This window comes from Mesorhizobium sp. P2_F7 (assembly GCF_056403695.1).
On sequence record NZ_JBFUFA010000011.1, the window covers coordinates 78,443 to 103,162 of the forward strand.

Sequence of the window (24,720 nt, forward strand, 5' to 3'; positions counted from 1 at the left end):
GGGCTTGGGGCGTGACTGGTAGCACAAGGCATGAAAACGGCGCGCCTGAAGCGCGCCGTCCATGACTGCAAACAGCAGACTAACTTTCAGAGACCGCCTAGTTCAGGCCTTTGGCTTGCGCTTCGTCACCTTGGCCGCGGCGGCCGGAACGGCTGGCTTGCGACCAAGGCCCGAGGATTTGGCCAATGCCGAACGGGTCGCGGAGTAGTTCGGCGCCACCATCGGATAGTCCGACGGCAGGCTCCATTTGGTGCGATACTCGTCCGGGCTGAGGCCATGATCGGTCATCAAGTGGCGCTTCAGCGACTTGAATTTCTTGCCATCCTCAAGGCAGACGATGTGGTCAGGAAACACCGAACGCTTCGGATTGACGGCCGGGTTGAGCGCAGGGCTCTCCACGGCAACCGCATTGCCCAACTTGCGGACCGATGCGCTAACGCTTGCGATCAAATCCGGTAGACTAGCAGCTGGCAGTGGATTGTTGCCGACATAGGCCGATACAATGTCGGCGGTCAGTTCAATAGCAGTCTTGTTGTCGAGAGTGTGCAATTTGTTTTTCTCCCGCCGGTGATGCAGTTGCCGGCTTTTTTTTGAAGAGTGTTCTCGATGTATCCACTTAACAGCACCCCCCAACGGGTCGTTAAGCGTCAGTAAATCATCGAGAATCGGTGCCGGAGGATGTTTCCACATCCGGTTGCAACGTTGCAAATTAGAAAATCTAATACTTCGAAGCCGCCGATTTCGCCGTTGCGGTGCTGACGGGTCTGGAGTCGGCCAATATCTCTAGAATACGTTTCCAGCGGGCGCACCGTCCGAAGTCTTTTTGCTCAATCGCCTTTTCGGCTTTCATCGCGGCATAGAGCGGCGCCTCGGCGCCGAACTCCTTGATCAGCCAGAATGCTTCCTGTCTGGCAAGGCGTTCATCGTCGTCAAGCATGTTCAGCCTCCGAGCGTTCTATGCCCACCGCAATGCAACTGCCGATGACGAGGACCGCACCGGCAATCGCGGTCAGCGTCAGGCTCTCACCGGATAGCGTCAGCAGCAGCGTCGAGGCAATCGGCGTCAGATAGGCGACGACAGCAACCTTGCCGCCGCCTTCGAGCTTCAAGGCGCGCGACCAGAAATAATAGCCCAGCCCCATCGGGCCGGCGCCGAGATAGAGGCCAAGCAGGAGGTCAGCTCCAGTTGGCCAAGCCGCGCCGTCGTGAACACACCACAGCAAGGTCAGGCCGACGCCGACCAGTGCCGAAGGCAAGAGCAAACGCTCCGACGGTGTGGCCAGGCGCGCGACCGCGATCGAATAGAACGCCATGCACAGTGCCGAGCCGAAGGCGGCGAGATAGCCGACGATGCTGCCCTGGAGAAATGGCTGGCCGCGGCCACCCGAGATCACCAGCGCCACGCCGATAAAGCCGAGCACGGCAGTCAAGCCAAGAAGCACCGGGCGCTGCGGCTTGCCCAGCACTATGACCGCCGCCGCAACCATCAGCGGCCAGGTGTAGGCGACGAGATTGGCCTCGATCACCGGCATGGAGGCAAAGGCGATGTATTGCAGCACCATGGTACCGACTAGGCCGATGATGCCGACCGCGACCGCCCGCACACCCGTGGCTGCGTTTTCCGGCACTGCCTCCTTGCGGCTCGCCAAATGGATGACGGCGAACACCAGTGCCGCTCCGCAAAACTGCAGCAACTGCACCAGAGACACCGGGTGGCTGGCCAGCAGGGATTTGCCGACCAGTGCGTTTGTCGACCACAGTGCGACAGCGCCAACGGCGAAAACCAGCGCCGATGGCGAGCCCGACCCATCCCGGGAAGGGCGGGACGGCGCCCTGCCCCCATTGCCGACCATGACTTCTTCCGAACCGACGGTCAAACCGGTGTCCACTTCTATGCTCAGGCTACCATGATTCCCTTGAGCCGCCCGGGAACGGCGCATCGGTCGCCGCCGCAACCGGACGTTCTTCCTCGAAGCGGCGATAGGCCGGCAGCTGGTTTGTCCAGACGTCTTCGGCCAGCTCGTTGACCCATTCGCGATCATGGTCATTGTCGGCCGCGAGATAAAACATGCGGTTGTCATCGACATAGGGCTTGGCCACCGAGCGCTGGTTGAGCACCAGCGTGACGCGCTCACCGAACTGGATCGGCGCCGTCCGGTGCAGAACGCCAAGAAACTGCCCGAGCGTCGCGTAGTTCATCTTGTGGTCGATGCGCATGATGCGGTTGCGCGGGATCTCGCGGCCGGATTCGAGGACGGCGCGGCCGGTCTCGGAATCGTCGCAGTAGATTTCGAGATGGCCGCCAACCAGCGGACTGCTGATCGACAACGGAATGAGTTCGGTGACCGGAACACCGTCGCAATGCCAGTCGACCGCGCCGTCCTTGGGATTCATGAAGGTGACCGTTGAGCCAACGATCGACAGCGGGTAAGGCTCGAGCTTGGTGCCCATCATGTCGGACAGACGTTCCAGGCGCAGCTTGTCATGCAGCAGTTCCTTGATCTCCGGAATGAAGCGATCGGCGCCGGTGATGAAGGTCAGATCGAGATGCTTGTGCACGGCGTGGCTGGACTTGAGCTTCAACGCCGCCTCCTCGATCGCCGCCAGCAACGCCGGGTCGTAGCCGTGCAGATACTGCGCAACGCCGAAACTCGACACTTTCCAGGCTGTTTCGTGACCGATAATGGCTTCACGGCTCATCGCATAGCGCAAATCGGGAATGGTATGGGCGTTCATTCTACTTCTCCAGGGTGGGGGCATCACTTGGTAAACTGTCAATTAATTTCCCCACCCCTGTAAAATTAGGAATGCTGGTGCTAGTGTAAGCCCAGCTTAAGGTCGAAGCCCGTGCGTCTGCTCAGTCAGGTCAACCTCAATTCGCTGAAGATTGTCGAAAGTGCCGCCCGGCACCGTAACTTTACGCGCGCCGGCGAAGAGCAGTTCATTACTGCTTCCGCGGTCAGCCAGCGCGTCAAAAGCCTCGAGGACCAGCTGCGCTTCAAGATCTTCCAGCGTGGCGGCAATGCGGTTTCGCTGACGCCCGAGGGCGAGACCTATGTGTCGCGCGTTCGCGAGGCGCTGGAGCGGATCGTGGCGGCCAGCATGGAAGCGACCGGACAGTCGCAGGCGCATGTGCTCAAGATTTCGGTGCTGCCGACGTTCGCCGCGCGCTGGCTGTTTCCGCGCCTGCCGCTGTTCCAGCAGCAATATCCCGAAATCGAGATGCGGGTCTCGACCTCCTATGCGACGAATGAGTTCGCCACCTCCGAGTTCGACTTGGAGATCCGCTATGGAGACGGCAGCTTTCCCGACCTGACGGCGGACCTCCTGTTCAAGGAGGATTTGACGCCGGTATGCAGCAGGAAGCTGTTCCACGAGATTCTCGGCGACAGGCCGCTGTCAAAGGTGACGCCGGACGACCTCAGGTATTTCACCCTGCTGCATTCCGACACCTGCACGCAGAACTGGCAGTCGTGGCTGGGTTTTGCCGGTGCGAGCTCCGTGCTCGGCGAGGCCAAGAGCATCTATTTCGATTCCTGCATGATGTCCTATGAGGCGGCCAATGCCGGCATGGGCTTTGCAGTCGCCAACCGCGCCTATATGGCGAGCGACATCCGGGCCGAGCGGCTGGTGGCGCCGTTTGCCGTGCATCACCCCAACACCGCCGGCTGGTATTTCGTCAGCCCGGTCACCGCGCCTTATGCGCGCAAGGTGGAATTGTTCAAGCAGTGGATCATGGCCGAGGCGGCGCTGACGCAGTGTCAGCTGGACGCCGAGATCGCCAGCGGCCCGGTGCTGCGGCAGGCGATGGCCTGAGGTCGCTTCTACTGAGAGTTATTGCCCAGCGCACTACTATTCTCGCACTTCACCATAGCTTCCTATCAACGGCTTCGGGTATTTTCGCAAAGCTGTCCGACCGGATCGATGATTTCCGGCAAAAAATTTCAGGTTCTACTGTTGGTTTTTGCAGTTGGTCCGGGCCGCCCAGGAGACTTGTGCGCTCACCTCATGACGCAGAGGAAAGACTCAGCTATCTTCCATCGCGCGGCGGGCCTGTTTTCCCGCTTGGCCGGCGCTTTCAGCTTCCTCCCAAGCGGCGCCGGCCTTCTTCCCCGCTCTTGTTTTGCGATGCGCGCCTGTCGTACTCTCGGCTCAGGCAATCGGTTCCGATTGGGTTCACCTGAAGCGAGCTGATTGATGATCGACGACATCGAGCGCGACGGTTTCGCTGGCCCGTTTCCGGTTCTAAGCCGAAAGGAACGTGGCCGCCTTCTGCCCAGGCTGATCAAGGAACGCCAGAAGAAGAAGGTATGGAGCAAGGCGTCCGCTGTCGCCAATCGTCACTACTACAAGATCGCCAGCGACCCGCGCATCCTTGAGCTGGTACGTCCGGTCCTCGGCGAAGACATCATTCTGTGGGCCGCGCATGTCGTCATCAGGCGTCCCGACACAGAGCATCCGTTCCACTGCGATGTTGAATCGTCATCGGCCGATGGCGGCTTCCTGACTGTGTGGCTCGGGCTGGAGAACACAAATTCAGCGTCGGGCCTCAAATTCGTCAGGGGTTCGCACCGCTATGGCGCCACGATTCAGGAGATCAAAGCCAGGCTTGGAATGAACCCGGCGGAAAATTCCGATGCGGCTGTGTTGGATGCAGCGCGGAGTTTTGCTCAAGACGCAACAATCGTTCAGCCCGACGTTGGCGATGGTGCCGCGCTGGTTTTTGACGGCAGAGTCTGGCATGGCTCGCAAAATCCGTCGACGACCACACGCGTCGCCTTGCTGCTGCAATATGCCCGCGCCGACCGCCCGGTTTTCATTCCCGAGACCTTCGACTGGCCGTTTCATTTCAAGACGGAGCCAAGACCGCCGGTACTGGTCGTTTCCGGCCGCTCGCCGATCGGTGTCAACCAGATCGCCAGACCGCCCGGCAAGCGCAGGCTTGCCGCAATACCGAATGCCGTGTTCGACCTGCCCGAACTGCCGGCCAAGCCGGTGGCACATTTCGCCTCGATGCCACACTTTCGCGGCCGCACGGCCAAGATCGAATTCATGGACGCGCACTCATCGGTACTGGCGCCCGGCGCCACGCCGCATTCACTGCACGCCCATGTGGAAGAAGAAATCCTCGTCGTCGTTTCGGGGCAAGCAGCCTTGATTACTGCCGACGATGTCGGGTCTGAGAGCGTTCGACGCGAGACGATGAACGCAGGCGATTTCGCCTATTACCCCGCCTTCCAGCTGCACACGCTTGTCAATGCCAGCGACAAACCAGTGCTCTACACGATGCTCAAATGGTGCAATGAGCGAGGCCATGCGCCCGGCGAAGCGTCGAAGCTGGCCTTCGTGCGGAGCTCAGACATGCTGTTTGCTGCTGCGGATCTCGGCAAGCGCAACCGGGGAGCCGTCCTCAACGCAAGGACCAGATGGCTCGATCGATTGCACTGTCATGTCTCTATCGCAATGCCTGGCGTCGGCTACGCGCCCCACGCCGACCGTTATGACGTGGCAATTGTCCTGTTTTCCGGTGCGATTGAGACGCTGGGCAAGGTGGTTTCGGCGCCGGCGCTGCTTTATCATCCTGCCGGTGCAATGCACGGTCTGAAGTCCGTGGGCGCCGAACCCGCGCGCTATCTCGTCTTTGAACTGGACAAGGCCGTATCGCGCTGGTCCACCCTGCTCCATGCCGCCCGAAATCTGCTGGGCCGGTAAAGATTCATCCTGGCCGCGATGACCCGATCTATTGCGCCGGTGGTGGTTGTTCGCCACCAGTTGCCGGCTTTGGCGCCGAATCCGTCTGCGGGGTTTGATCGAGCACAGGGGCTTTGGTTGGCTGGATGTCGCTGTCGCAGGCCGCGAGTGTCAAGCCGGCGGCAAACAGAATCAGAAGCCTCTTCATGGCAACCTCCTGGGCTTGCCCTCTCCTTCGTAAAGGCAACGAGGTGGTTCGGGTTTGGTTGCACGCCGCATCGGGCCGCGTCACCGGCTGGAACAAAACGCCGCCTCTGCGGTTGGTTGAGCAAAGGAGATCGCACCATGATCCGTCTGCTCATTGCCGGCCTTGTCGCCTATGCTACCTATCGCGTCGCCAAGGAGGCGATCGACGCCGTGCCCGACGATTTCGATCCGCTACCGATGCCCGGCGACGAACGCGCCTTGCTACGCCAGCCGGCGGCGATGGGCGTGCAAGCCAAATAATACGCCCACACACAGATTTCGGAGTTCATCCGTCGGGTATGCCGACCGCCAGAAGATCTCTGCGAAGGTCCTCGAGGACTTTTGGGTCACGATACGGATCGACCAGGATAGCGCTGACGGTCGCATCGGGCCTTGCCGCCAGGCACTGTCTGGCAGCGTCGGCGGCGAGCAGCGTGTCGCCCATCCTCCAATGGCAGATCGCTACAAACCCATATGCCCAAAATGCATATGAATTGAGGTTGCGATAGGACGTTATCGCCTCGGGATAGCGCCCGAGAACCATAAGAACCTGCCCGCGCAGATCCCAGAACCAATCGTACGTCAGGGGATCACGGGCGATGCAGTCGTCCAGATCGGACAGAGCTTCCTCATTCCTGCCGAGATAGCTGAGGCACAAACCCCGTATCGCCTTCGACCGGGTCTCGTTCGGATTGAGGCTCACGCCCTGTTCCAGATGGGCCAGCGCCTCATCCAGTTGCCCCTTGAACATCAGCGCATGACCCAGCGCCACATGGCTCCATGCCTCATGCGGCCCAAGCATAAGCGCTCGGCGACCGTGGGCTAGAGCAGTGTTGAGCGTGTCCTCACCCCCCTCAAGCAACCAAGTGTTTATCAGGACGATCGCCATCATTGCGTGAGTCATGGCGACATTGGGATCGAGCTCGATCGCCCTGACCAGAAAGGGCACGGCTTCCTGAACAGTGTCGTAGCGGGCCATGCGAACGCGCGCCTGGAGATACAGGTGATAGGCATCAAGCTGGGTGATCAGAAGGCGCCGTGATTTCTCCACGCCCGACGTCCGGATCGTGCCGGCGACGGTGATGGCCACGCTCCTCGCGATCTCATCCTGGAGTTCAAAGATAGCCGTCAGTTCCCGATCAAATCGATCGGCCCATATTTGATTGCCGGACCTGGCCTCAATGAAGCGCGCCGAGATCCGGACCCTGTTGCCTGCATGGCGGATGCTCCCGTCAAGCAGGTAGTCGGCGGACAGTTGCCTGGCGATGGTTGGGGCATCGATGGTCCGTCCCTTGAACGTAAAGGATGAATTGCGGGCTATGACATGAAGTTCGCCAAAGCGGCCGAGTTCGGTGATGATGTCTTCCGTGATCCCGTCACTGAAGTACTCCTGGCTGGGATCGCCGCTCATATTCTCGAATGGAAGAACCGCGATGACCGGCTTGCGGGCCGGGGGAGCATTTGGTGTCGTTCTGGCCGATATCTCGTCGATGGTCCGGCGCAATTGCTGAAGTTCATCACCCGGCTCCGCTCCCAACTCACGCTTCACCAGCATCTTGCACACCTCGTACTGCCTGATAGCCAGAGCTGTCTGGTTCAGGGCAATATGCGCCTGCATCAGCGCAACATGTGATGCTTCCCGCAGTGGATCGAGAGCTACCAGCCGTTCGGCAATGGCGACGCGCTCAGCACCGGTCATCGAGGCTGCCAGTGACTGGAAGACCTTGGTTGCGCGGATGGACAGGTCGGAACGGGCTTCGCGCAGCCAGTCCTCGAAAGCGTTATCGGCTGTGCTGAGACCGTCAAGAAAAGGTCCGGCATAGAGGACGGCTGCCTGCCGAAGCTCGGCCACATCGTTGCTCGCGGATGCTGCGATGAATTCCGCTACGTCGATCGTGACGAGTTTCGGATTGAGCGCGACACGGTCTCCTATGAGTGCCAAGGCGTCAGTTTCGAGTGCGGCAAAATCCTTGCGGATAGCCGTCAGGGCCTGCCGCAGGCTGTTCCTTGCCTGCTCCTCACCTCGGTCACCCCATAGCAAAGCAGCCAGCTTGTGACGCGTCACCTCCTGCTTGGGCGCTACCGCGAGGATGCCGAGAAGTGCCCTGTTCTTCTTGGCAGGCACCCCTACGATTTCCCCCTCCGGGGATGTCACACGAAACCCACCCAGAAGGTCGAGCCGCGCCAAGCTCATAGCGATTTACTCTGAATTTCTGCTTTTTTCACAATCTTCACGAGACTTTTCACAGCCGGCTCACGCCCCGAATTCGATGTTGCCTCCCTCGACTAAACAACATCCAAGGGGAAACTCCAATGTCCACTGTCAAAGAGGATTTGGGAAAGGCAAGCGAAGTCTTCGCCAACGACCTGTCGCCGAGGCCGAAGCTTGGCCTGGGTCGATTTTTGTGCGGCGTAGTAGAAACATACACGTCTGCCATTTGGGTGGCTTACAGGGCAGCAATCGGTTTCCGCATAGAGGCGCCCACCCGCCGCTCCGACGAGGACGACCGTAGATGAGATCCCTCCCTCCAACGATCTTGGATCGTTGCTGCTCCATCGCAACGCTGCTCAATCCCGTTGCGAACAAAGCAGAAACGATGCTTGATGGGCGATGACTATCGCCATCAATGATTCGACCCTGCAGCCCGCCTATCTCGCAAAGCTCAACGCCGAGCAGCGGCTGGCGGTCGAGCATGGTGACGGCCAGATCGCCGGGCCGTTGCTGGTGATCGCGGGCGCCGGCTCCGGCAAGACCAACACGCTGGCCCACCGGGTTGCGCATCTGATCGTCAAGGGCGCCGATCCGAGACGCATCCTGCTGATGACATTTTCGCGCCGCGCTGCCAGCGAAATGGCCAGACGGGTCGAACGCATTGCCGGCGACGTGCTCGGCCGCGACGCGTCCGTTATCGCCGACGCGCTCGCTTGGGCGGGCACGTTTCACGGCATCGGCGCGAGGCTCTTGCGCGACTATGCGCTGACGATCGGCCTCGACCCCGCCTTTACCATTCACGACCGCGAGGATTCCGCCGACCTGATGAATCTTGCCCGCCATGAGCTCGGCTTTTCGAAGACTGAAAGCCGTTTTCCGACCAAGGGGACCTGCCTGGCGATCTATTCGCGCGCCGTCAACGCGCAAGCGCCGCTCGGCGAAGTGCTCGGTTCGGCGTTTCCCTGGTGCTCGGGGTGGGCAGAACAGCTGAAAGAGCTGTTCGCCCGATATGTCGAGGCCAAGCAGGCGCAGAACGTGCTCGATTACGACGACCTCCTGCTCTACTGGGCGCAGATGGCCGCCGAGCCTGAAATCGCCGCGCATCTCTCCTCCCGTTTCGATCACGTGCTGGTCGACGAATACCAGGACACCAACAGGCTGCAGGCCTCGATCCTGATCGCGCTGAAGCCGGACGGCGCCGGGCTGACGGTGGTCGGCGACGATGCGCAGTCGATCTATTCATTTCGCGCCGCCGAAGTGCGCAACATCCTCGATTTCCCCCAGCAATTCGCGCGAGCCGCAGACGTCATCATGCTGGAGCGCAACTACCGCTCGACCGAGACCATTTTGGCTGCGGCCAATGCGGTGATTTCCGAGGCGTCGGAGCGCTTCACCAAGAATCTGTGGTCGGAGCGCAAATCCTCGCAAAAGCCGAAACTGGTCAGCGTGCGCGACGAGGCCGAACAGGCGAATTACGTCTGCCAGGCGATCCTTGCCGAGCGCGAGGCCGGCACGGTGCTGAAATCGCAAGCGGTGCTGTTTCGCGCCTCGCATCACAGCGGGCCGCTGGAGATCGAGCTGACGCGCCGCAACATCCCGTTCGTCAAGTTCGGCGGGCTGAAATTCCTCGACGCCGCCCATGTCAAGGACGTGCTGGCGGTGCTGCGCTTTGCCGAGAACCCGCGCGACCGCGTCGCCGGCTTTCGCGTGCTGCAGCTCCTGCCCGGCATCGGCCCTTCGGCAGCCAGCGCCGTCGTCGAGGCCATGGCGACATCGCTCGACGAAGCGATGGGGCTGGCCCGCTACCGGCCGCCGCAGCGCGCGGCGGAGGACTGGCCGGCATTCGTTTCCCTGTTTTCCGGCTTGCGCGCCAGGTCAGGCAAATGGCCGGCAGATCTCGAACAGGTCAGGCTCTGGTACGAGCCGCATCTGGAACGCATGCATGAGGACGCCACGACGCGGCGAGCCGACCTCATGCAGCTCGAGCAAATCGCCTCCGGCTATGCCTCGCGCGAGCGCTTCCTGACCGAGCTGACGCTCGATCCGCCGGATGCAACCAGCGACCAGGCCGGGCCACCGCATCGCGACGAGGACTACCTGATCCTGTCGACCATCCATTCGGCCAAGGGCCAGGAGTGGAAGAACGTCTTCGTGCTCAACACCGTCGATGGCTGCATCCCGGCCGATCTCGGCGTCGGCACCAAGGAAGACATCGAGGAGGAGCGCCGGCTGCTTTACGTCGCGATGACGCGGGCAAAGGACGGCCTGCACCTGGTGACACCGCAGCGCTTTTATCCGCACAACCAGCCGGCGCGCGGCGACCGCAACGTCTACGCCTCACGCAGCCGCTTCATCCCGGCCTCGATCCTCGGCGCCTTCGAGCAGACCTCGTGGGCGAGCGTCCACGCAAAGGACGATCCGCGCCACAGACCTGATGTGCGGGTCGACCTCGGCGCCCGTATGCGCGGGATGTGGAAATAGCCGCCGGCCGCAACCGCACATGCTAGACGGGGAGCGGCCGCAAAAAGCAAATTTCTCTGTCGTGGCATCTCTTAGGGAACCTCGGGCGGCCAGCCGCGTTTTTTGGCGTCCAACCCGCGATCGGAGAGCGGCGGCCGTCGCCCTTCCGCCCATCCAGAGAGGCCAGAATGCACGACGCGATGTTCTTCACCCCGGTTGCCGTTAGCGTTGGCGCCGGCCACAAACGCATGCTCGCTTCGCTGTTCGAAATGCATGATTTCCTGACCGAATTTCCGCCGTCGCGCCGGCGCCTGAGCTATGGCGCCGCGGTAAAGGCGTGCGAGGCGGCACGTGCCGGCGAAATCTCGACCGAGGCCGCGCGCGATGCGCTGATCACCTTTGCGGCGACGGCGGGCATCCTGTGGCCACCTGTCCAGCCAATCATCTCGGTCAAGCCGGTCGCGCGTGGCTATGGCGGCTACGCCGCCTGAGACGTGGCTGGACCAGACCAGCCGGAGAAAAGATCACTCGGACTTGCCGGCCGGCGTCGGTGACGCTTCGGCCAGCCTCGCCGGCTGCGCGAGCCGTTCGGTGCTGCCGACAAACGGGTAGGCAAGCTGCTGATGATAGAGCGGCGGGACCGGGTCATCGGTGCCGTATTTCTGCGGCATCCTGTCTGGCATGAACAAGGTGCCGCCCAGCATGTCGAGCAAAGGCAGCTGCCCGGCGAAATTCTTGTCCCAGGCTTCACGCTCATTGGCATGATGCCAGTGATGAAACTGCGGTGACGCCAGCAGCCATTTCAACGGTCCGACCTTGATGCGCGTGTTCGAGTGAATGAACAGCGACTGCCACTGATAGACCAGTGTGAAGATCAGTATGGCGGTGCTGGAAAAATCGAGCGCGAAGACCGGCAGAAACGAGGCCGATTTGGTCAGGATCTGGTCGACAGGATGGACGCGGTGCGCGGCAAGCCAATCCATCTCCTCGATGCTGTGGTGGATCGAATGGAAGCGCCACAGGAACGGGACGGCGTGAAAGGCGCGATGCGCCAGGTAGAAGCCGGCATCGGCCAGCACCAGAACCTCCACCGCCTGCAGCCAGACCGGTTGCGACTGCACCGCCTGCGCAAGTCCGGCCGGAACAAACCGGTGGAGCACCAGCATGGCTGTGCCGATGACGATGAGCAGGCCGATCTTGATGACAATGCCGTTGAACAAAAGGTAGACGACGTCGTTCAGCCAATGCCGGCGCGCTGGCGATTGCTCCGCATGCAGCGGCAACAGCCGCTCCAGCGGAATGAAGATAAGCGCGATGATGAGCACCGCCTTGAGGTCTATGAGATCGGACACCCCTACCCTCGTTGTAGCCGGAGATCGGCTCGCCGGAGATTAACGGCCAAGGGATGAACGGATTGTTGACGGCTAGATCAGGTCAGTTTCAGAGTCAATTTTGGCTCGCCGTTGAAGCAAGCGTCGTAATAGCTACACTCTCACTTCGCATAAAATCCGGCGATATTTGAATCCATTCCCGTGCCCTCGCTATTACGATCCGCTCCTTTGCGCGCATAAGCACTTAGCTGAGTTTCCTGACGACAAAGACGTCTTGATGGTCCCACCAGGAGTCCACTTCATCGTCGAGCAACTCGGCATTGGCAAGCGTCTTGAGATGTTTGACGACAAACCCGGGATCCATGGCCATCATGCCGTATTCCTCAAGTGGGATGTCGGCCTGTTCGCTGTTCAATGCGAACCGAAAGCCAAATTCACACGGAGGTGTCTCCATGCCAAGAAAAGGCAGCGATCGCGGACCGTGAGTTGTGAAAATCAAAATGCCCCCAGGTCGCACAAAGCTGAATAGACGAACCAGCCATCGCGACCAGGTTGTTATAGGCATGTGGGAAAAGAACGAAAGCGCAAAGACTGCATCATAAAGCCGGCCAGGATTCACTTCTTCCGGTATCGATCGCGACTGAACAGCCTTAGCCTTGAATTCGTTCGTCAGGAAAGAAATTGCTTGAGGATGAATATCGCAACTGACCAGGTCGATGTCTTTGTCCTTTATAAGGTGCCTCGTCACGCATCCATATCCGGACGCAAACTCAAAGAGCGAAAAGGGGCCGCGGCCAAGATGCCGCGTCAAAATTCCCTTGACCTTCATTGCGGACGTTTGCCCGTCTCTGAAGTAGTAGCTGATCCTGGATTCATCAGATGGAAATCCAGCGTGGTTGATCAGGAAGTTGAATATGTGATCATCCTGATGGACGGATGAAACAACCGAAAAATCCGACGCCACGCTCCGGATTATTGCTTCTCTCATTGATAGCCTCCCGTCCGGCAATTTGGGGGCGACTTCTAGAAACTTGGGAGCGACTTCTAGAGTTGTCATTGGTTCGACCTATCTATGAGCAGTTGATGAAGGCACCGCTGCCTGAAGCGGATGCCGCTCAATAAGAAACGAGCGGCGCAGCAGCCATCGCTTCAGCAGTGCACTAACCGGCTTCTCGTAGCAGAAATGAACGATCAGTCCGCAAGCAGCGGCGCAGACGACCATGAGCATCAGTCCGAGATGAGGCTCGACTATCGCGTACCAGCGCCAATACCAGATGGGCCATCTGAACAGACTGAAAGCCAGAATGGTGTGGACGAGATAGATCGCGTAGCTGGCAGAACCGAGTTTCTGAAACGGCAGGCTCCGCATAAAGACCCAACCCCGCACTTCACCCGAAACAAACCCCAGGACGAGAAAGAAAGCACCAACGCTCCACATGGTTCGGATGCTTGGAAACTGCGTGACCAGCGGTGTCGTCGAGATGAACAGCACCACTGTCCCAATGGCCAGATAGAGCGGCCACGGTCTGGTCACGTTCCGGTTCTGAATCGTGGATGCGACGACCACGCCGCCGCAGAACTCCAGAATTACGGGGTCGAAAAAACGAAGCACCGGCGCACCGGTCAACATTTTCGCCAGAATCAAGAGTGCGAAGAGCGCGATCAAAATCGTAATTCCCGCGCGCTTGGACCCCGCTATGCCGGAGATTACGAATACGGCGAAGCAGATGTAGAAAAACATCTCGTATTCCAGCGACCAGCCCGGGCCTAACACAGGGAAGTCACCGCTTGTCGACCCCTCCACCATCAGCAGGGATCGAACCAGCCGATTTGGCGTCCACTCAACAAAGCAGGCGAAAATCAACGTCGCTGACCAATACAAGGGGACGATGCGAGCAACCCGCTTTGCCATGAAGTCATAGACGCCGGCTGCGCCGGTTTCAAAGCGCTGCATACCGATAACGAAGCCCGAGATCACGAAGAAGATAGGAACACCCACTGCGCCAAAAATCGACAAATGGCCGTATGACAGGAGCCACGGGGTATCACTGCCAGTAAGTCTATTAATCTCGATATACGTCCCATTGTAATGATGAAAAACGACAAATAGCGCGGCGACTCCACGTAGACCCTGAATTGAAAAGAATACTTTAGGCATAGATTCCCCGAAAGCTGAGCATCTCTCAGCTAATCAGTTTCTATTTTCGCACCATTTAGTGATTGCAGCAATCGGATCCGCTTCGATCTTCTTAATCTTTCCACGAAAATCTTCAATCTTACAATGCAAGACAACTTTTGCGAGTATCTTGCACAGGACCCCTCCAAGATAGAGAGATGCGCTGTCGCACCGTAGGACAGCAGCCGGTCGAAAAGCCTGCTGAATATGCGCGCAGCCGCATGACGGCCGGATCATAAAGGCCGGAGGTTGGTCGCTGGGACTGAAGGTTGTGATGGCTAGGCAATGACAGAGCCGGCGCTTCTACCCACCACAGGGAGATAGACGGTGGCGTGCGCTGGTCGAACGCCGCTGAAGCGATGCGCGAAGGCGTGCTGTGCCGTTCGATGGTAGCTCATCAGCGGTAATGGGAGCACCGCGACGATTGGGGCAAGGACGGCATGGCACCATTGAGGATCGCGTAGAGCACACGGCACTGGCTTTCCGCTGTTAGGACTGCGACCAACTGAAACGCGCGCCGGCTCTGATAATAGTCAGATGGCGGTTGCTCTATTCGTCGAGTGCCGTGAGGCCTTGCGCACAGCCAAATTCAGTAGCCAGAGATCATATCAGCCGTCTCGACCGGTACTCGTCGCAACCGCCTACGTGTCGCGCTCAATCCTGTATAGCTCTTCCACATAACCTCTGCGGAGCCAGTAGGGACTCCTGTAGACGCGATGAAAACTCCGGTCAGCATCCAACAGCCTTGAAACATGAAGGTGCCGTGCGCTCTCGGTGATGAATTGTTCGCCTTCGTGATTGATGCTGAGAAGGCAATCCGACGTGATACGCTTAATCTGCCGCACATACTCATCAAAGATGCGGCGATTGATTTCCGGAAAAGAATCCTGATTGGCGGCGACCCGAAACGTCCCGTCTGTCTCACGAGCGCAATTCCAGTTCGCTCTTAGTTTGATTGCATCCTTGCGCGGGTCCTCGCCTTCAAGGCAAACGGCTTCCTGGCCTAGCGTTCCAATCAAGAAGTGGCCCGACAGGATGTTCACAATAGGGAGATCGAAAATTGTAATATCCTTGCGGCCCATCCGGCGAAGGTAGAATGCAGCAAGTCCGAGCCCCCCTCCAAATTCGCAAATCCGGTCTTCGGGTGCGGCAATATCCCGAAGGCGGGTTGCCAGATAGAGGGCGTTGATATGGCGATAGTGGAGTAGGCCACCTCGAACGCTCAGACCGGCGACGTGAACCGGGCCTTCCGGCGGAACGATGTGTATGCCGAGTCGTGCCTCTATCGCGTCCACGACATCGTTTGGATCCAAGAGAATGTTTTTGCCCCATTTCCCGCTGATCCCCTGTTCGGGGGTTTCCGCAGATAGAACTCCGAGAGCCTCACCTAGGCAGATCAACTTGTCAAAGTAGCTGTATGCAACAAAACTCTCGCTTTGGTCCCAATATGTATAACCATCAATCCCAGTGGTAATCCCACCAAACCAAGTGTATTCTTTTCCGAAATCAACCAGATAGCGCGACAGTTGTTCTGCGTCATCTGCGTCTATGAAGCTCAGCATTTGACCAAAATTGTCGCGCATCAACGCGGACCAAAGGTCATCGTCCGTGATCTGTTTAAGTGGGCTCTCTTGCAACATTGTCGCCTTGTAGGCGGCGATCAAACGGCGAGAGGTCGCCACCATTTCCGGACTCCACCTCGCGTCCTTCTTACCGAACGGCAGATAGCGAGCCTCGCTCACAATAGGATGGACAAGGGTGTGTTGGAAAACATCGGTCATGATTCGAGGAAGCTAACGGTCATTCAGAAACGCGGCAATTCCAATCTGTTCTAGGACGATCTGCAGATCCGGCCGTGGCATCTACGCGATCGGCTTTGCGGCACTTTCAAGCTCTTCGGCAAGTCCATCTCCTCGATGCTGCGGTGAATCGAACGGAAGGCCATCGGAACGGAACGATGTGAGAGGCGAGATGCACCGGGTAGCAGCCTGTTTCGGCCAAGATAAGAACCTCGGTCGCCTGCAGTCAGCTGAGGGAACCGCCGCGTCCTCATGCGGCGCACCCGAAGCGCAACATCGCACTCGGCGGGCGAGGGGTTGCACACCGCATTCAGGTTTGTCAGACGGTATGTGGATGGACAGCTCCAGATGATCAGCCTGACCAGGCCGGTCATCATTCGCCGCCAGGTAGACGCAGGCGCCTCAGTGAAACGTCGTATCCCCGGACAGCAGGCCGCGCGGCCCGGTTGTCTCGAAACTGACCTGGTCGCGGCCGTTCGACTTGGCCTTGTAGAGGTGCCGGTCGGCCGTCAGGAACATGTCGGCATAGGTGGTCGGTCCGCTGAAGGCGACGCCGCCGATGCTCACCGAGAGCGGGCAAGGTCGTCCACCCGGAGCAAACTCGACCTCGCGGATGCGCCGCCGGATCCCCTCGGCGACCAGCCACGACTGCGACGGGTCGACGCCAGGCAGGAAGATGGCGAACTCCTCGCCGCCGATACGCCCCACAATGTCGGCGCCGCGCAGCTGGGCCTTGATCGTCTGCGCAATCAGCTTGAGCGCCTGATCGCCGCAATCATGGCCCAGTCGATCGTTGATGGTCTTGAAATGATCGGCGTCGACGATCAGCAAGGCGCCAGCATTGACGACGGTCTGGCGGCGCGCCTGTTCGAGATAGGCTTCGACCAGCATCGAAAACGCGCCGCGGTTGAACACCGCCGTCAGGCTGTCGGTCGCCGCGACGATGCTCAAGTTCTTCTGGGCAATTGCCAGCTGGCGCATCTTGTACATCAGGAAAGAGAAGAACGATCCACCCAGCACAAGCGGCAGCAGCAGGTCGGTGAGCTGCGCCCAGCGCAGCGCTTCGGGCGACAGCGACGGAAAATTGTAGGAATCGACGAAGAAGGCGGCCGCGATACAGATCGCTGTGCCGGCAACTGTGACCGCTATGACCCTGCCCCAACTCGTGGGCGACAGATCGATCCGCATTCCATTCTCCCACCGTGTTCGCCATTTTGCAGTGGGAACACAAACGAAACCCTAAAACCTTGCCTTCAATTGTAATGTGGTTAACAATCCATCGAAAGCACGGCCGATCGCCGTGAAGGTGCCGGAGATCACAAAAAGCCCGCCACTTGCGTGGCGGGCTTTCCGACTGACCGGAGGCTTCTCGTCAGCGCATGTCCCTCGGGAAGTCCGGGGCATGCGGTAGGAGAGTGTCGTAAAGCCTCACGGCTGGTTTCGACACTCCCGGCGAAACCCGTCTCAGCGACGGGAGATCATCAGGCAGAGCTGCCGCAGATCGCTGTCGTAGGTGCCCTCGCTGCTGAGCACATCGATGCAGCGCTTCTTCATGCGCGTCAGCTGGCTGCTCGACATGCTGGAAACGACACCGGGCACCCCAGGGGTGCCTGGTGTTCCAGGAGTTCCTGGAGTGCCGGGGGTACCGGGCGTGCCGGGCGTTCCGCCAATGCCGACGCCGACACCGACGTTGATGCCGTTGCCGACGTTGACGCCAACACCGGCATTGATACCCCCGCTGCCGCCGACCGTGGCGCCAACACCAGCCTTGATGCCGTCACCAATCTTGGCGCCAGCACCAGCGTTGATGCCGCTGCTGCCGCCGACTGAGGCGCCGAGGCCCGCAGTAACGCCGCTGCTGCCGCCAACCTGGGCGCCGGCACCGGCCTTGACACCGCCGCTGCCGCCGACCGTGGCCCCAGCACCGGCATTGATACCGCCGCTGCCGCCGATCGAGGCGCCAACACCGGCATTGACACCGCCAGCACCGCCAACAGATGCGCCAACACCGACGCCAATTCCGCCACCTGCATTCGCGGGAGCGGCAAAAATAACGATAATTGCACTCGTCGCTATTGTTCTAGCGATTTTCTGAGTGATATTAGCCATGACACTCTCCTTTGTTGCCCTTCTACTTTGTGCACTGCAACATGTCAGAACACCTAAGACGACATATGCTTATGCACGTAGAGCTACGCATGGCTCTTCCTTAGAGTTTCTTTATTTTTTCTGACGATCAAGATTGTAGTTCTCAATCAATGTATTGATTTTCTAAAAAAAAATAGGTTTTTGCTTCAATATTTAAACTTTGTCGAATTTCATCAACAAAACCTCTACTGTAAGTTGGAGCAGGTTGTATCTGTGCCCTTCCGAGCGCCGAAGGGCCACAAATCGGCAGTGCCGACAGGATCTTCAAAGCCCGGCTGGGGGTACAGAGCTTGACGTTGTTCGTCGCCGGGGCGTCGACGGTCGGCGCAAATGCATCGACCGCAGGGGAGTGCCCCCAGGCGCGAATCCACGAAGATGTGAACGCTTTTCAGCCTACCGATGAGCGGCACGGTTCGGCGTTTCCGTGAAACGGGACGCCCAAACGGGAAGCGCGGTCAGGAGATCAGGCGTAGGCGCGCCCTTCGTCAGTGCGCTGGAAAAATGCCAGATCAAGCGATACCGAAGGCCGCCCGAGAATGGTCAGGATGGTGTGCGCCTGACCGCGGTGATGGGTCTGGTGGTTGAAGACGTGGCCCAGGGCCGGCGCCAACCGCTGCGAGACGGTGCGCATGTCGGAAACGGTCATGTAGGAGAAGCGGCCGGACAAGGCCTTTTCGCTCAAGGTCCCGACCCAGTCCACGATCCGCCTGTCCTCGGCCTCGCGCGCCAGCTTCAAGCCAGGCAAGGCACGGTGCAGGATGGCATCGAGCTTCGCCGGTGCATCGCCCTCACCGGTGAAGCGTTTCATCCAGATGCGGTCGGTGGCAAGCAGATGGTTGAGGGTGCCCATCATCGAGCCGAAAAACGCCCCGACATCGCGGTTGAACTCTTCTTCGTCCAGCGCGGCGACGGCATCGTAGATGCGGCCATTGGCCCATTGATTGTAGGCCGCAAACATCATGAAATGCTGTTTCATCTTTTCTTCCCGCCGACCAGTTCCGCTTCAGCCGCAGGCGCCTAATTAGACCGCGAGGACGCAGCCGCCAATGACCATTCTGTTCTATGAACTCGTCGGACGCGACACGACCCGTCCGTTCAGCCCGCATTGCTGGAAGATTTCCATGGCGCTTGCCCATAAAGGGCTGGACAAATCCAGCCTGCCGACACGCTTGCTCGACGTGCCCAGGGTCGAGGGCGGCGTCTCGAAGACCGTGCCGGTGATCCGCGACGGCGATCGCGTGATGGCCGATTCCTTCGCCATCGCGCTTTATCTGGACGAGACCTATCCCGAGCGGCCGACGCTTTTTGCCGGCGACGGCGGCAAGGCGATGGCGCGTTTCATCGAGCGCTGGTCACAGCTCACCATCCATCCCTATGTCACCACGGCAGCATTGCTCGACATCCACGCCATGCAGGACGACGAGCACGCCGCCTATTTCCGCGCCAGCCGCGAGCAGCGCTTCGGCAAGCCGCTGGAAGCGGTGACGGCCGGCCGCGATGCCGGGCTCGCAGGTTTCCATGCCGCGCTGGAGCCGCTGCGCTCGATGCTCGGCTATCAGCCGTTCATCGGTGGCGCCTCGCCGCTCTATGCCGATTACATCGTCTTTGGCGCGCTGCAATGGGCACGCATCACCTCGCCCTACCGCTTGGTCGACGACAGCGATATCGTTGCGCAATGGTTCGGACGCTGCCTCGACCTCCATGGCGGCCTCGGCCACACGGTGGAGGCGGCTGCAGCCGCCTAGGAATTAGGGAATAGGCAGTAGGCAATAGGGTCTCCGCGCTGTATTCCCTACTGCCTACTGCCTATTCCCAACAAAAGCCTCCCGATCGCCATGCCACCACCCCCCGATTTTGCCGACGATTTTCGCGCCGGGCTCGTCACGCTGCTGCGCTGGCGCAGGGATGTGCGGCGCTTCGAGCCGACGGCTCTGCCCGAGGGGACGTTGGAACGGCTGCTGGAGCTTGCCAGCATCGCGCCGTCCGTCGGGCTCAGCCAGCCCTGGCGTTTCGTGGTGGTCGAGAGTGCCGAACGGCGCGCCGCCGTGAGAAACTCTTTCGAGCGCTGCAACGCCGAGGCGCTGGCATGCTTTTCGGGCGAGCGCGCGGCGCTCTATGCCAGGCTGAAGCTTGCCGGCCTCAATGAAGCACCCTGCCAGTTCGCGGTTTTCGCCGACCGCTCAACGGAACAGGGCCACGGGCTCGGCCGCATGACCATGCCGGCGACCATCGACTATTCGGCCGTCATGGCGGTGCACACGCTGTGGCTGGCGGCGCGGGCGGAAGGGATCGGCATGGGCTGGGTGTCGATCCTCGATGCGGCCGAGATGGCCAAGATTCTCGATACACCGCCCGAATGGACACTGATCGGCTATTTCTGCCTCGGCTATGCCAGCGAGGAGCATGATGTGCCGACGCTGGAACGCGAAGGCTGGGAGCAGCGGCGGCCGCCGGTGGTGATCAGGCGGTAGTTCCGGTCACTTCGCCTCATCCTTGGCGATGAGCCTGACGCAGATCGGGTCGCCCTTCGGCATCGGCGTACATTGCCATTCCGGGCCGAAGCCGAAATTCGTGTTCTTCGTAAGCCCGAGCAGCATGGCAACGACCAGGCCGCCGAAGAGGGCAACCATCAGCAGGATCCCCTTGATATCCCCGGGTCTTAAATAGGGCCGGTTCATCTCGTAGAAGGTCCTCCGGTGTCCGGCTTTCCGTCCAACTGATTTCCCTGGAGATTATAGTCCCGCCCCTGCGAACCGTCCATCTTCGCCCCGGACGATCTGTCGCCCCTACGATGGCGGCACCGTTCCAGGACATGGAGCGCCTCCCCTTGGCAATGGGCCGGGCGGCTTGTATAGAGCCCGCCACTCCACATTCCAATCTCAAGACAAGGACGACCCCATGGCGCTCGAACGCACCTTTTCCATGATCAAGCCGGACGCGACGCGGCGTAACCTCACCGGCGCCATCACCAGGATGCTGGAAGAGGCTGGCCTGCGCGTCATTGCTTCGCGCCGTGTGTGGATGAGCCGCCGTGAGGCTGAAGGCTTCTACGCCGTCCACAAGGATCGTCCGTTCTTCGGCGAACTGGTGGAATTCATGTCGTCGGCGCCGACCATCGTGCAGGTTCTGGAAGGCGAAAACGCCATTGCCAGGAACCGCGAAGTGATGGGCGCCACCAATCCGGCCAACGCCGCCGAAGGCACCATCCGCAAGGTGCACGCGCTGTCGATCGGCGAGAATTCGGTGCACGGCTCCGACGCTCCGGAAACCGCCGCGCAGGAGATCAAGTACTGGTTCTCCGACACCGAGATCGTCGGCTGAGTCGACCGAACGGAATGCATGCAAAAGGCCGGCGTTTCGCCGGCCTTTTTCTTTGGTCCAGTCCCGGCTTCGGCCTCATGCCGCTCTCAGCGAATGAGCGGCGTGTCCCAGAGGTCGCCGAGCAGCGTTTTCAGCTCCGTGAAACGCTTCTCGCCAAGTTCCTCGGCCCATTCCCGTTCGACGTCGAGCAGGATGTCGGCCATTTTCTGGTAGGCGGCGCGCCCGCGGTCGGTGAAGTGCACGATGGTGCCGCCGCTCTCGTCGGGTGCCGCCGAGCGGGTGATGTAACCCGTCGCTTCCAGTGTCTTCAGCAGTTGATTCATCGCCTGCTTGCTCATCGCCGCGCGCTCGGCAAGCGCGCTCGGCCGAAGGCCATCCGGGCCGGGATATTGGATCACCGCCATGTGTGGCGGGCTGAGATCGTCGAAACCCGATGCCCTAAGATCCCGGATCAGCTTGCGGTGAATGGCCATGGCCGGCACACGCAGCAGCGCGCCGATCAGCGGCGGCTTCTTTGGTGGATCTTCGGTGGACGGCGGCATTGACACCTTGGTAAATTGAGTTTACTCATTGGGTAAATTCGATTTACCACATAGGAGGATGAAATGCTAGACAAGGCCAACGAGGTTCGCGTCAATCCCGCCGAGGAGACAATCAGCCATGGCGGCCTTGCCGTGCGCTTCCTGGTTACCGGCGACCAATCGAACGGCAGCATCGCCGCGTTCGAACTGACGGTCGCCGGCTCGCAGCGCCTGCCTGCCCCGGCACACAGCCACGACCACTATGAGGAAACGATGTACGGGATCGAAGGCGTGCTGACGCTGACCGTCGACGGACACCGGCACGATATCGGGCCTGGCCAGGCGTTGTGCATTCCGCGCGGCGCGGTCCATCGCTTCGACAACAATACCGCCGAGACCGCCAAGGTGCTGTGCGTGGTGACACCGGCGGCGATCGGCCCGGACTATTTTCGCGAGGCCTTCGCCATCTTCAGCGCCGGCGGCCCGCCCGACCGCGCCAGGCTCATGGACCTGATGCGCCGGTTCGGCCTGACACCGGCGCCGCCGCCACCGCAGGCGTGAGCCTCAGCTCGCTGCGTTGAATCGCAAAATGTCGCGGCCGTCCTTGTCGGCGATGATCAGTTTGCCGCCGTCGACATGGTAGGACGCCGCCTTGGCCAGCGCGTCGAACAGCGCCTTTTCCTCTGCCATCACATCCGGCGCGCAGGCCTTGTAGGTCGAGCCGATGTCGCTGACCGCGATCGTCGACCCCTCGACCTTGGCGGTGGCAAAATACGTGTTGCAGGGGCCGCTGCCCCCCGCCTTGCCGGCTTCGCTGACCCTGAACGTCGCCTTCGGCTGCGCAATCACGCCGATGCCGTCGATATATTCGACCAGCCAGCTCTGATCGAACAGCGAGGCCGAGGTCGGCTTGTCGCTCGGCGCCACCATTTTCAGCACGATGGTCTGCGGCGCGTCGCTGAGCGGATCGACCTGATAGCGTGTATCGGTGATGAACAGCAGCTTGTCGTCGGCGGTGATGCGCGCCTGCAGCGCGTAGGTCATGTTGGGCCGGATCACCGTTGGGTCGAAGCCGATCTCGAACTTGATCGGCACCTGGCCGGCCGGCGCCACCTTGCGCTCGCCGACAATGGCGGCCGGTGCATCGGCCAGCGACACATCGGCCAGCTGCACCGAAAGCACGGCGTTGGGCGGCAACGCGATGCGCTCGCGATACATCACCTCGCCCTTCAGCGTTCTCTCGGCGGCGACGGAAAGCTCGGGAACGGCCAGCATGCCGATGACCAGCGGCACAAAACCGAAGACAAAGAACTCAGCGATCCTGTCCAGCATGCCCTTGCTCCCTTTTGCCAGATGCGATTTGGCCAAGGGAATGCGGTCAATGGAAGGCGGCTGCATGGCAATATTCCGGCTGCGGATCAGTCCGGTGGCGACTGTGTCCAGCGCGCCGCAGCCTGGTCGTCGGCGTCCTTGGCCTCGACCCAGCCGCCATCGGTGCCGTCCACGCGGTGTTCCTTCTTCCAGAACGGCGCGCGCGATTTCAGGAAATCCATCAGGAAATTTGCCGCTTCGAACGCCGCCTGCCGGTGCGCGGAGGCCGCCACCACCAGCACGATGTTTTCGCCGGGCGCGATCTTGCCGTGGCGATGGATGACGGTCAGCCCTTGCAGCGGCCAGCGTGCTGTGGCTTCGGCGGCGATGCGGCCGATCTCGGCCTCGGCCATGCCAGGGTAATGTTCGAGCTCGAGTGCCGACAGCTGGCCCTGCTCGTCGCGGCAAAGTCCTGAGAAGGACACCACGGCGCCGATGTCCGCGCGACCCTCGGTCAGTTTCGCGATCTCGGCGGCGACGTCGAAATCCTCGCGCTGGATGCGCACCGTCGGCGCGCCGGACATGGTGTCAGCCCCCGGTCATCGGCGGAAACAGCGCAATCTCGCGCGCGCCGGATATCTTCTCGCGATGCTCGACGTGTTCCTGGTTGATGGCAACGCGGATCACCTCGGGATATTGCAGCGCGTGCTCATACTCCTCGCCGCGCGATTTCAGCCAGCGCAGCAAATCGGCGACCGTCTCGGTGCCGGCGGGGAGTTCTACGTCTTCCTCGGGCTTGCCGATCCGTTCGCGCACCCAGGCAAAATAGATGAGCCGCGTGGTCATCTCACTCGTCCATGATGTGCTTGAGGCCGGCGCGGAAATAGTCGTAGCCGGTGTAGAGCGTGACCAGTGCGGCGATCCACAGCAGCACCAGCCCGGTCTGCGTTGTGAGCGGGAAGATCTTGTCGCCGGCGGGGCCGGCAAGCAGGAAGGCGATGGCGACCATCTGGATGGCGGTCTTCCATTTGGCGAGCTGCGTCACCGGGACCGAGACCTTCAGCGCCGCCAGATACTCGCGCAGGCCCGAGACCAGGATCTCGCGGCACAGGATGATGATTGCCGCCCACAGCGACCAGCCGGCAATGCCGGCGTGGCGGTCGGTGTCGGCGGCCAAGAGCAGCAGGCAGGTGGCGACCAGCAATTTGTCGGCTATCGGATCGAGCATCTTGCCGATGTTGGAGGTCTGCTGCCAGGCGCGCGCCAGATAGCCGTCGAGATAATCTGTGATCGAGGCCAGCAGGAAGATGATCAGCGCCGACCAGCGGGCGAAGTCGCTCGATTTCAGATGCCCTTCGAGAAAAAAGCACAGCACCACCAGCGGCACCGCGATAATGCGGGCATAGGTGAGCATGTTGGGCAGGTTGAACGCGCGCTGGGCCATATCGGGGGGACTCTTTCTGCCTGCGTACTCAAATCAGAACCGGATGTAGGGGGTCAACAG

The 24,720-nt window shown here is 60.5% G+C and carries 28 protein-coding genes; 9 read left to right on the forward strand and 19 right to left on the reverse strand.

The genetic code is table 11. The features are described 5' to 3' along the window. Positions 1–102: 102 nt before the first annotated feature. The 4 genes from AC1DZ8_RS26615 to AC1DZ8_RS26630 form a co-directional block, all read right to left on the reverse strand. Entirely contained in the window at positions 103–549 is a 447-nt protein-coding gene (locus AC1DZ8_RS26615; protein WP_477301799.1) for a Ros/MucR family transcriptional regulator, read from the reverse strand. Positions 550–718: 169 nt separating this feature from the next. Further along, positions 719–937 carry a hypothetical protein gene (locus tag AC1DZ8_RS26620; RefSeq protein WP_477301801.1) on the reverse strand — a complete coding sequence of 73 codons (219 nt, stop codon included), beginning with the start codon at positions 935–937 and terminating at the stop codon, positions 719–721. Then, positions 930–1,853 carry a DMT family transporter gene (locus tag AC1DZ8_RS26625; protein WP_477301978.1) on the reverse strand — a complete coding sequence of 308 codons (924 nt, stop codon included), beginning with the start codon at positions 1,851–1,853 and terminating at the stop codon, positions 930–932. The genes AC1DZ8_RS26620 and AC1DZ8_RS26625 overlap by 8 nt, the downstream gene beginning before the upstream one ends. A gap of 49 nt (positions 1,854–1,902) precedes the next feature. Continuing rightward, the gene (locus tag AC1DZ8_RS26630; protein ID WP_477301803.1) at positions 1,903–2,736 is read right to left on the reverse strand and encodes a hypothetical protein; all 834 of its coding nucleotides are present in this window, start codon (positions 2,734–2,736) and stop codon (positions 1,903–1,905) included. Positions 2,737–2,847: 111 nt separating this feature from the next. Between AC1DZ8_RS26630 and AC1DZ8_RS26635 the strand changes: the two genes are divergently transcribed. Both AC1DZ8_RS26635 and AC1DZ8_RS26640 read left to right on the forward strand, forming a co-directional pair. Beyond that, complete coding sequence (locus AC1DZ8_RS26635; RefSeq protein ID WP_477301805.1) at positions 2,848–3,816, forward strand: LysR substrate-binding domain-containing protein; 969 nt, start codon at positions 2,848–2,850, stop codon at positions 3,814–3,816. A 381-nt stretch (positions 3,817–4,197) separates the two neighbouring features. After that, positions 4,198–5,712 (forward strand): cupin domain-containing protein, encoded by a 1,515-nt coding sequence (locus AC1DZ8_RS26640; RefSeq protein WP_477301807.1) that lies wholly within the window; start codon positions 4,198–4,200, stop codon positions 5,710–5,712. A gap of 28 nt (positions 5,713–5,740) precedes the next feature. On the opposite strand, the gene AC1DZ8_RS26645 is transcribed toward AC1DZ8_RS26640, so the two are convergent. Next, complete coding sequence (locus AC1DZ8_RS26645; protein ID WP_477401873.1) at positions 5,741–5,899, reverse strand: hypothetical protein; 159 nt, start codon at positions 5,897–5,899, stop codon at positions 5,741–5,743. A gap of 137 nt (positions 5,900–6,036) precedes the next feature. Here AC1DZ8_RS26645 and AC1DZ8_RS26650 point away from each other — a divergent pair, with 137 nt between their 5' ends. Beyond that, positions 6,037–6,198, forward strand: a complete 162-nt coding sequence (locus tag AC1DZ8_RS26650) for a hypothetical protein (protein ID WP_477301809.1) — start codon at positions 6,037–6,039, stop codon at positions 6,196–6,198. A gap of 25 nt (positions 6,199–6,223) precedes the next feature. On the opposite strand, the gene AC1DZ8_RS26655 is transcribed toward AC1DZ8_RS26650, so the two are convergent. After that, positions 6,224–8,062 carry a BTAD domain-containing putative transcriptional regulator gene (locus tag AC1DZ8_RS26655; RefSeq protein ID WP_477301811.1) on the reverse strand — a complete coding sequence of 613 codons (1,839 nt, stop codon included), beginning with the start codon at positions 8,060–8,062 and terminating at the stop codon, positions 6,224–6,226. A 486-nt stretch (positions 8,063–8,548) separates the two neighbouring features. On the opposite strand from AC1DZ8_RS26655, the gene AC1DZ8_RS26660 reads away from it, so the two are divergent. Next, the gene (locus AC1DZ8_RS26660) at positions 8,549–10,630 is read left to right on the forward strand and encodes an ATP-dependent helicase (protein ID WP_477301813.1); all 2,082 of its coding nucleotides are present in this window, start codon (positions 8,549–8,551) and stop codon (positions 10,628–10,630) included. Positions 10,631–10,797: 167 nt separating this feature from the next. Next, positions 10,798–11,100, forward strand: coding sequence for a DUF982 domain-containing protein (locus AC1DZ8_RS26665; protein ID WP_477301815.1), 303 nt, complete (start codon positions 10,798–10,800; stop codon positions 11,098–11,100). A 33-nt stretch (positions 11,101–11,133) separates the two neighbouring features. Here AC1DZ8_RS26665 and AC1DZ8_RS26670 read toward each other — a convergent pair whose 3' ends face one another. From AC1DZ8_RS26670 to AC1DZ8_RS26700, 7 genes are all read right to left on the reverse strand, one after another. After that, positions 11,134–11,961, reverse strand: a complete 828-nt coding sequence (locus AC1DZ8_RS26670; protein WP_477301817.1) for a sterol desaturase family protein — start codon at positions 11,959–11,961, stop codon at positions 11,134–11,136. A gap of 223 nt (positions 11,962–12,184) precedes the next feature. Beyond that, on the reverse strand, positions 12,185–12,928 hold the full coding sequence (locus AC1DZ8_RS26675) for a class I SAM-dependent methyltransferase (RefSeq protein ID WP_477301819.1): 744 nt from the start codon (positions 12,926–12,928) through the stop codon (positions 12,185–12,187). A gap of 78 nt (positions 12,929–13,006) precedes the next feature. After that, complete coding sequence (locus tag AC1DZ8_RS26680; protein WP_477301821.1) at positions 13,007–14,098, reverse strand: acyltransferase family protein; 1,092 nt, start codon at positions 14,096–14,098, stop codon at positions 13,007–13,009. 659 nt (positions 14,099–14,757) lie between these two features. Continuing rightward, entirely contained in the window at positions 14,758–15,897 is a 1,140-nt protein-coding gene (locus tag AC1DZ8_RS26685; protein WP_477301822.1) for a C-type lectin domain-containing protein, read from the reverse strand. 420 nt (positions 15,898–16,317) lie between these two features. Next, positions 16,318–17,103 (reverse strand): GGDEF domain-containing protein, encoded by a 786-nt coding sequence (locus AC1DZ8_RS26690; protein ID WP_477301824.1) that lies wholly within the window; start codon positions 17,101–17,103, stop codon positions 16,318–16,320. 276 nt (positions 17,104–17,379) lie between these two features. After that, on the reverse strand, positions 17,380–18,024 hold the full coding sequence (locus tag AC1DZ8_RS26695; protein WP_477301825.1) for a hypothetical protein: 645 nt from the start codon (positions 18,022–18,024) through the stop codon (positions 17,380–17,382). 502 nt (positions 18,025–18,526) lie between these two features. Next, entirely contained in the window at positions 18,527–19,039 is a 513-nt protein-coding gene (locus tag AC1DZ8_RS26700) for a DinB family protein (RefSeq protein WP_477301827.1), read from the reverse strand. 70 nt (positions 19,040–19,109) lie between these two features. On the opposite strand from AC1DZ8_RS26700, the gene AC1DZ8_RS26705 reads away from it, so the two are divergent. Then, complete coding sequence (locus AC1DZ8_RS26705; protein WP_477301829.1) at positions 19,110–19,808, forward strand: glutathione S-transferase family protein; 699 nt, start codon at positions 19,110–19,112, stop codon at positions 19,806–19,808. A gap of 90 nt (positions 19,809–19,898) precedes the next feature. Continuing rightward, positions 19,899–20,534: a 5,6-dimethylbenzimidazole synthase gene (gene bluB / locus AC1DZ8_RS26710; protein ID WP_477301831.1), complete on the forward strand. Its 636-nt coding sequence runs from the start codon at positions 19,899–19,901 to the stop codon at positions 20,532–20,534. Between the two features lie 6 nt (positions 20,535–20,540). Here bluB and AC1DZ8_RS26715 read toward each other — a convergent pair whose 3' ends face one another. Next, entirely contained in the window at positions 20,541–20,693 is a 153-nt protein-coding gene (locus AC1DZ8_RS26715) for a hypothetical protein (protein WP_477301833.1), read from the reverse strand. A gap of 268 nt (positions 20,694–20,961) precedes the next feature. Between AC1DZ8_RS26715 and ndk the strand changes: the two genes are divergently transcribed. Further along, on the forward strand, positions 20,962–21,384 hold the full coding sequence (gene ndk, locus AC1DZ8_RS26720; RefSeq protein WP_023701900.1) for a nucleoside-diphosphate kinase: 423 nt from the start codon (positions 20,962–20,964) through the stop codon (positions 21,382–21,384). Positions 21,385–21,470: 86 nt separating this feature from the next. Here ndk and AC1DZ8_RS26725 read toward each other — a convergent pair whose 3' ends face one another. After that, positions 21,471–21,926 carry a MarR family winged helix-turn-helix transcriptional regulator gene (locus AC1DZ8_RS26725; protein ID WP_477301835.1) on the reverse strand — a complete coding sequence of 152 codons (456 nt, stop codon included), beginning with the start codon at positions 21,924–21,926 and terminating at the stop codon, positions 21,471–21,473. A gap of 63 nt (positions 21,927–21,989) precedes the next feature. Between AC1DZ8_RS26725 and AC1DZ8_RS26730 the strand changes: the two genes are divergently transcribed. Then, positions 21,990–22,466 (forward strand): cupin domain-containing protein, encoded by a 477-nt coding sequence (locus AC1DZ8_RS26730; protein WP_477301837.1) that lies wholly within the window; start codon positions 21,990–21,992, stop codon positions 22,464–22,466. Between the two features lie 3 nt (positions 22,467–22,469). Here AC1DZ8_RS26730 and AC1DZ8_RS26735 read toward each other — a convergent pair whose 3' ends face one another. From AC1DZ8_RS26735 to pgsA, 4 genes are all read right to left on the reverse strand, one after another. After that, a complete protein-coding gene (locus AC1DZ8_RS26735; protein ID WP_477301839.1) occupies positions 22,470–23,237 on the reverse strand; it encodes a YbaY family lipoprotein in 768 nt (255 codons plus the stop codon). Between the two features lie 86 nt (positions 23,238–23,323). Continuing rightward, positions 23,324–23,800, reverse strand: coding sequence for a molybdenum cofactor biosynthesis protein MoaE (locus AC1DZ8_RS26740; RefSeq protein WP_477301841.1), 477 nt, complete (start codon positions 23,798–23,800; stop codon positions 23,324–23,326). Positions 23,801–23,804: 4 nt separating this feature from the next. Further along, positions 23,805–24,062 (reverse strand): molybdopterin converting factor subunit 1, encoded by a 258-nt coding sequence (moaD, locus tag AC1DZ8_RS26745; protein WP_477301843.1) that lies wholly within the window; start codon positions 24,060–24,062, stop codon positions 23,805–23,807. A 1-nt stretch (position 24,063) separates the two neighbouring features. Further along, positions 24,064–24,660 carry a CDP-diacylglycerol--glycerol-3-phosphate 3-phosphatidyltransferase gene (gene pgsA / locus AC1DZ8_RS26750; RefSeq protein WP_097573323.1) on the reverse strand — a complete coding sequence of 199 codons (597 nt, stop codon included), beginning with the start codon at positions 24,658–24,660 and terminating at the stop codon, positions 24,064–24,066. Positions 24,661–24,720 lie beyond the last annotated feature (60 nt).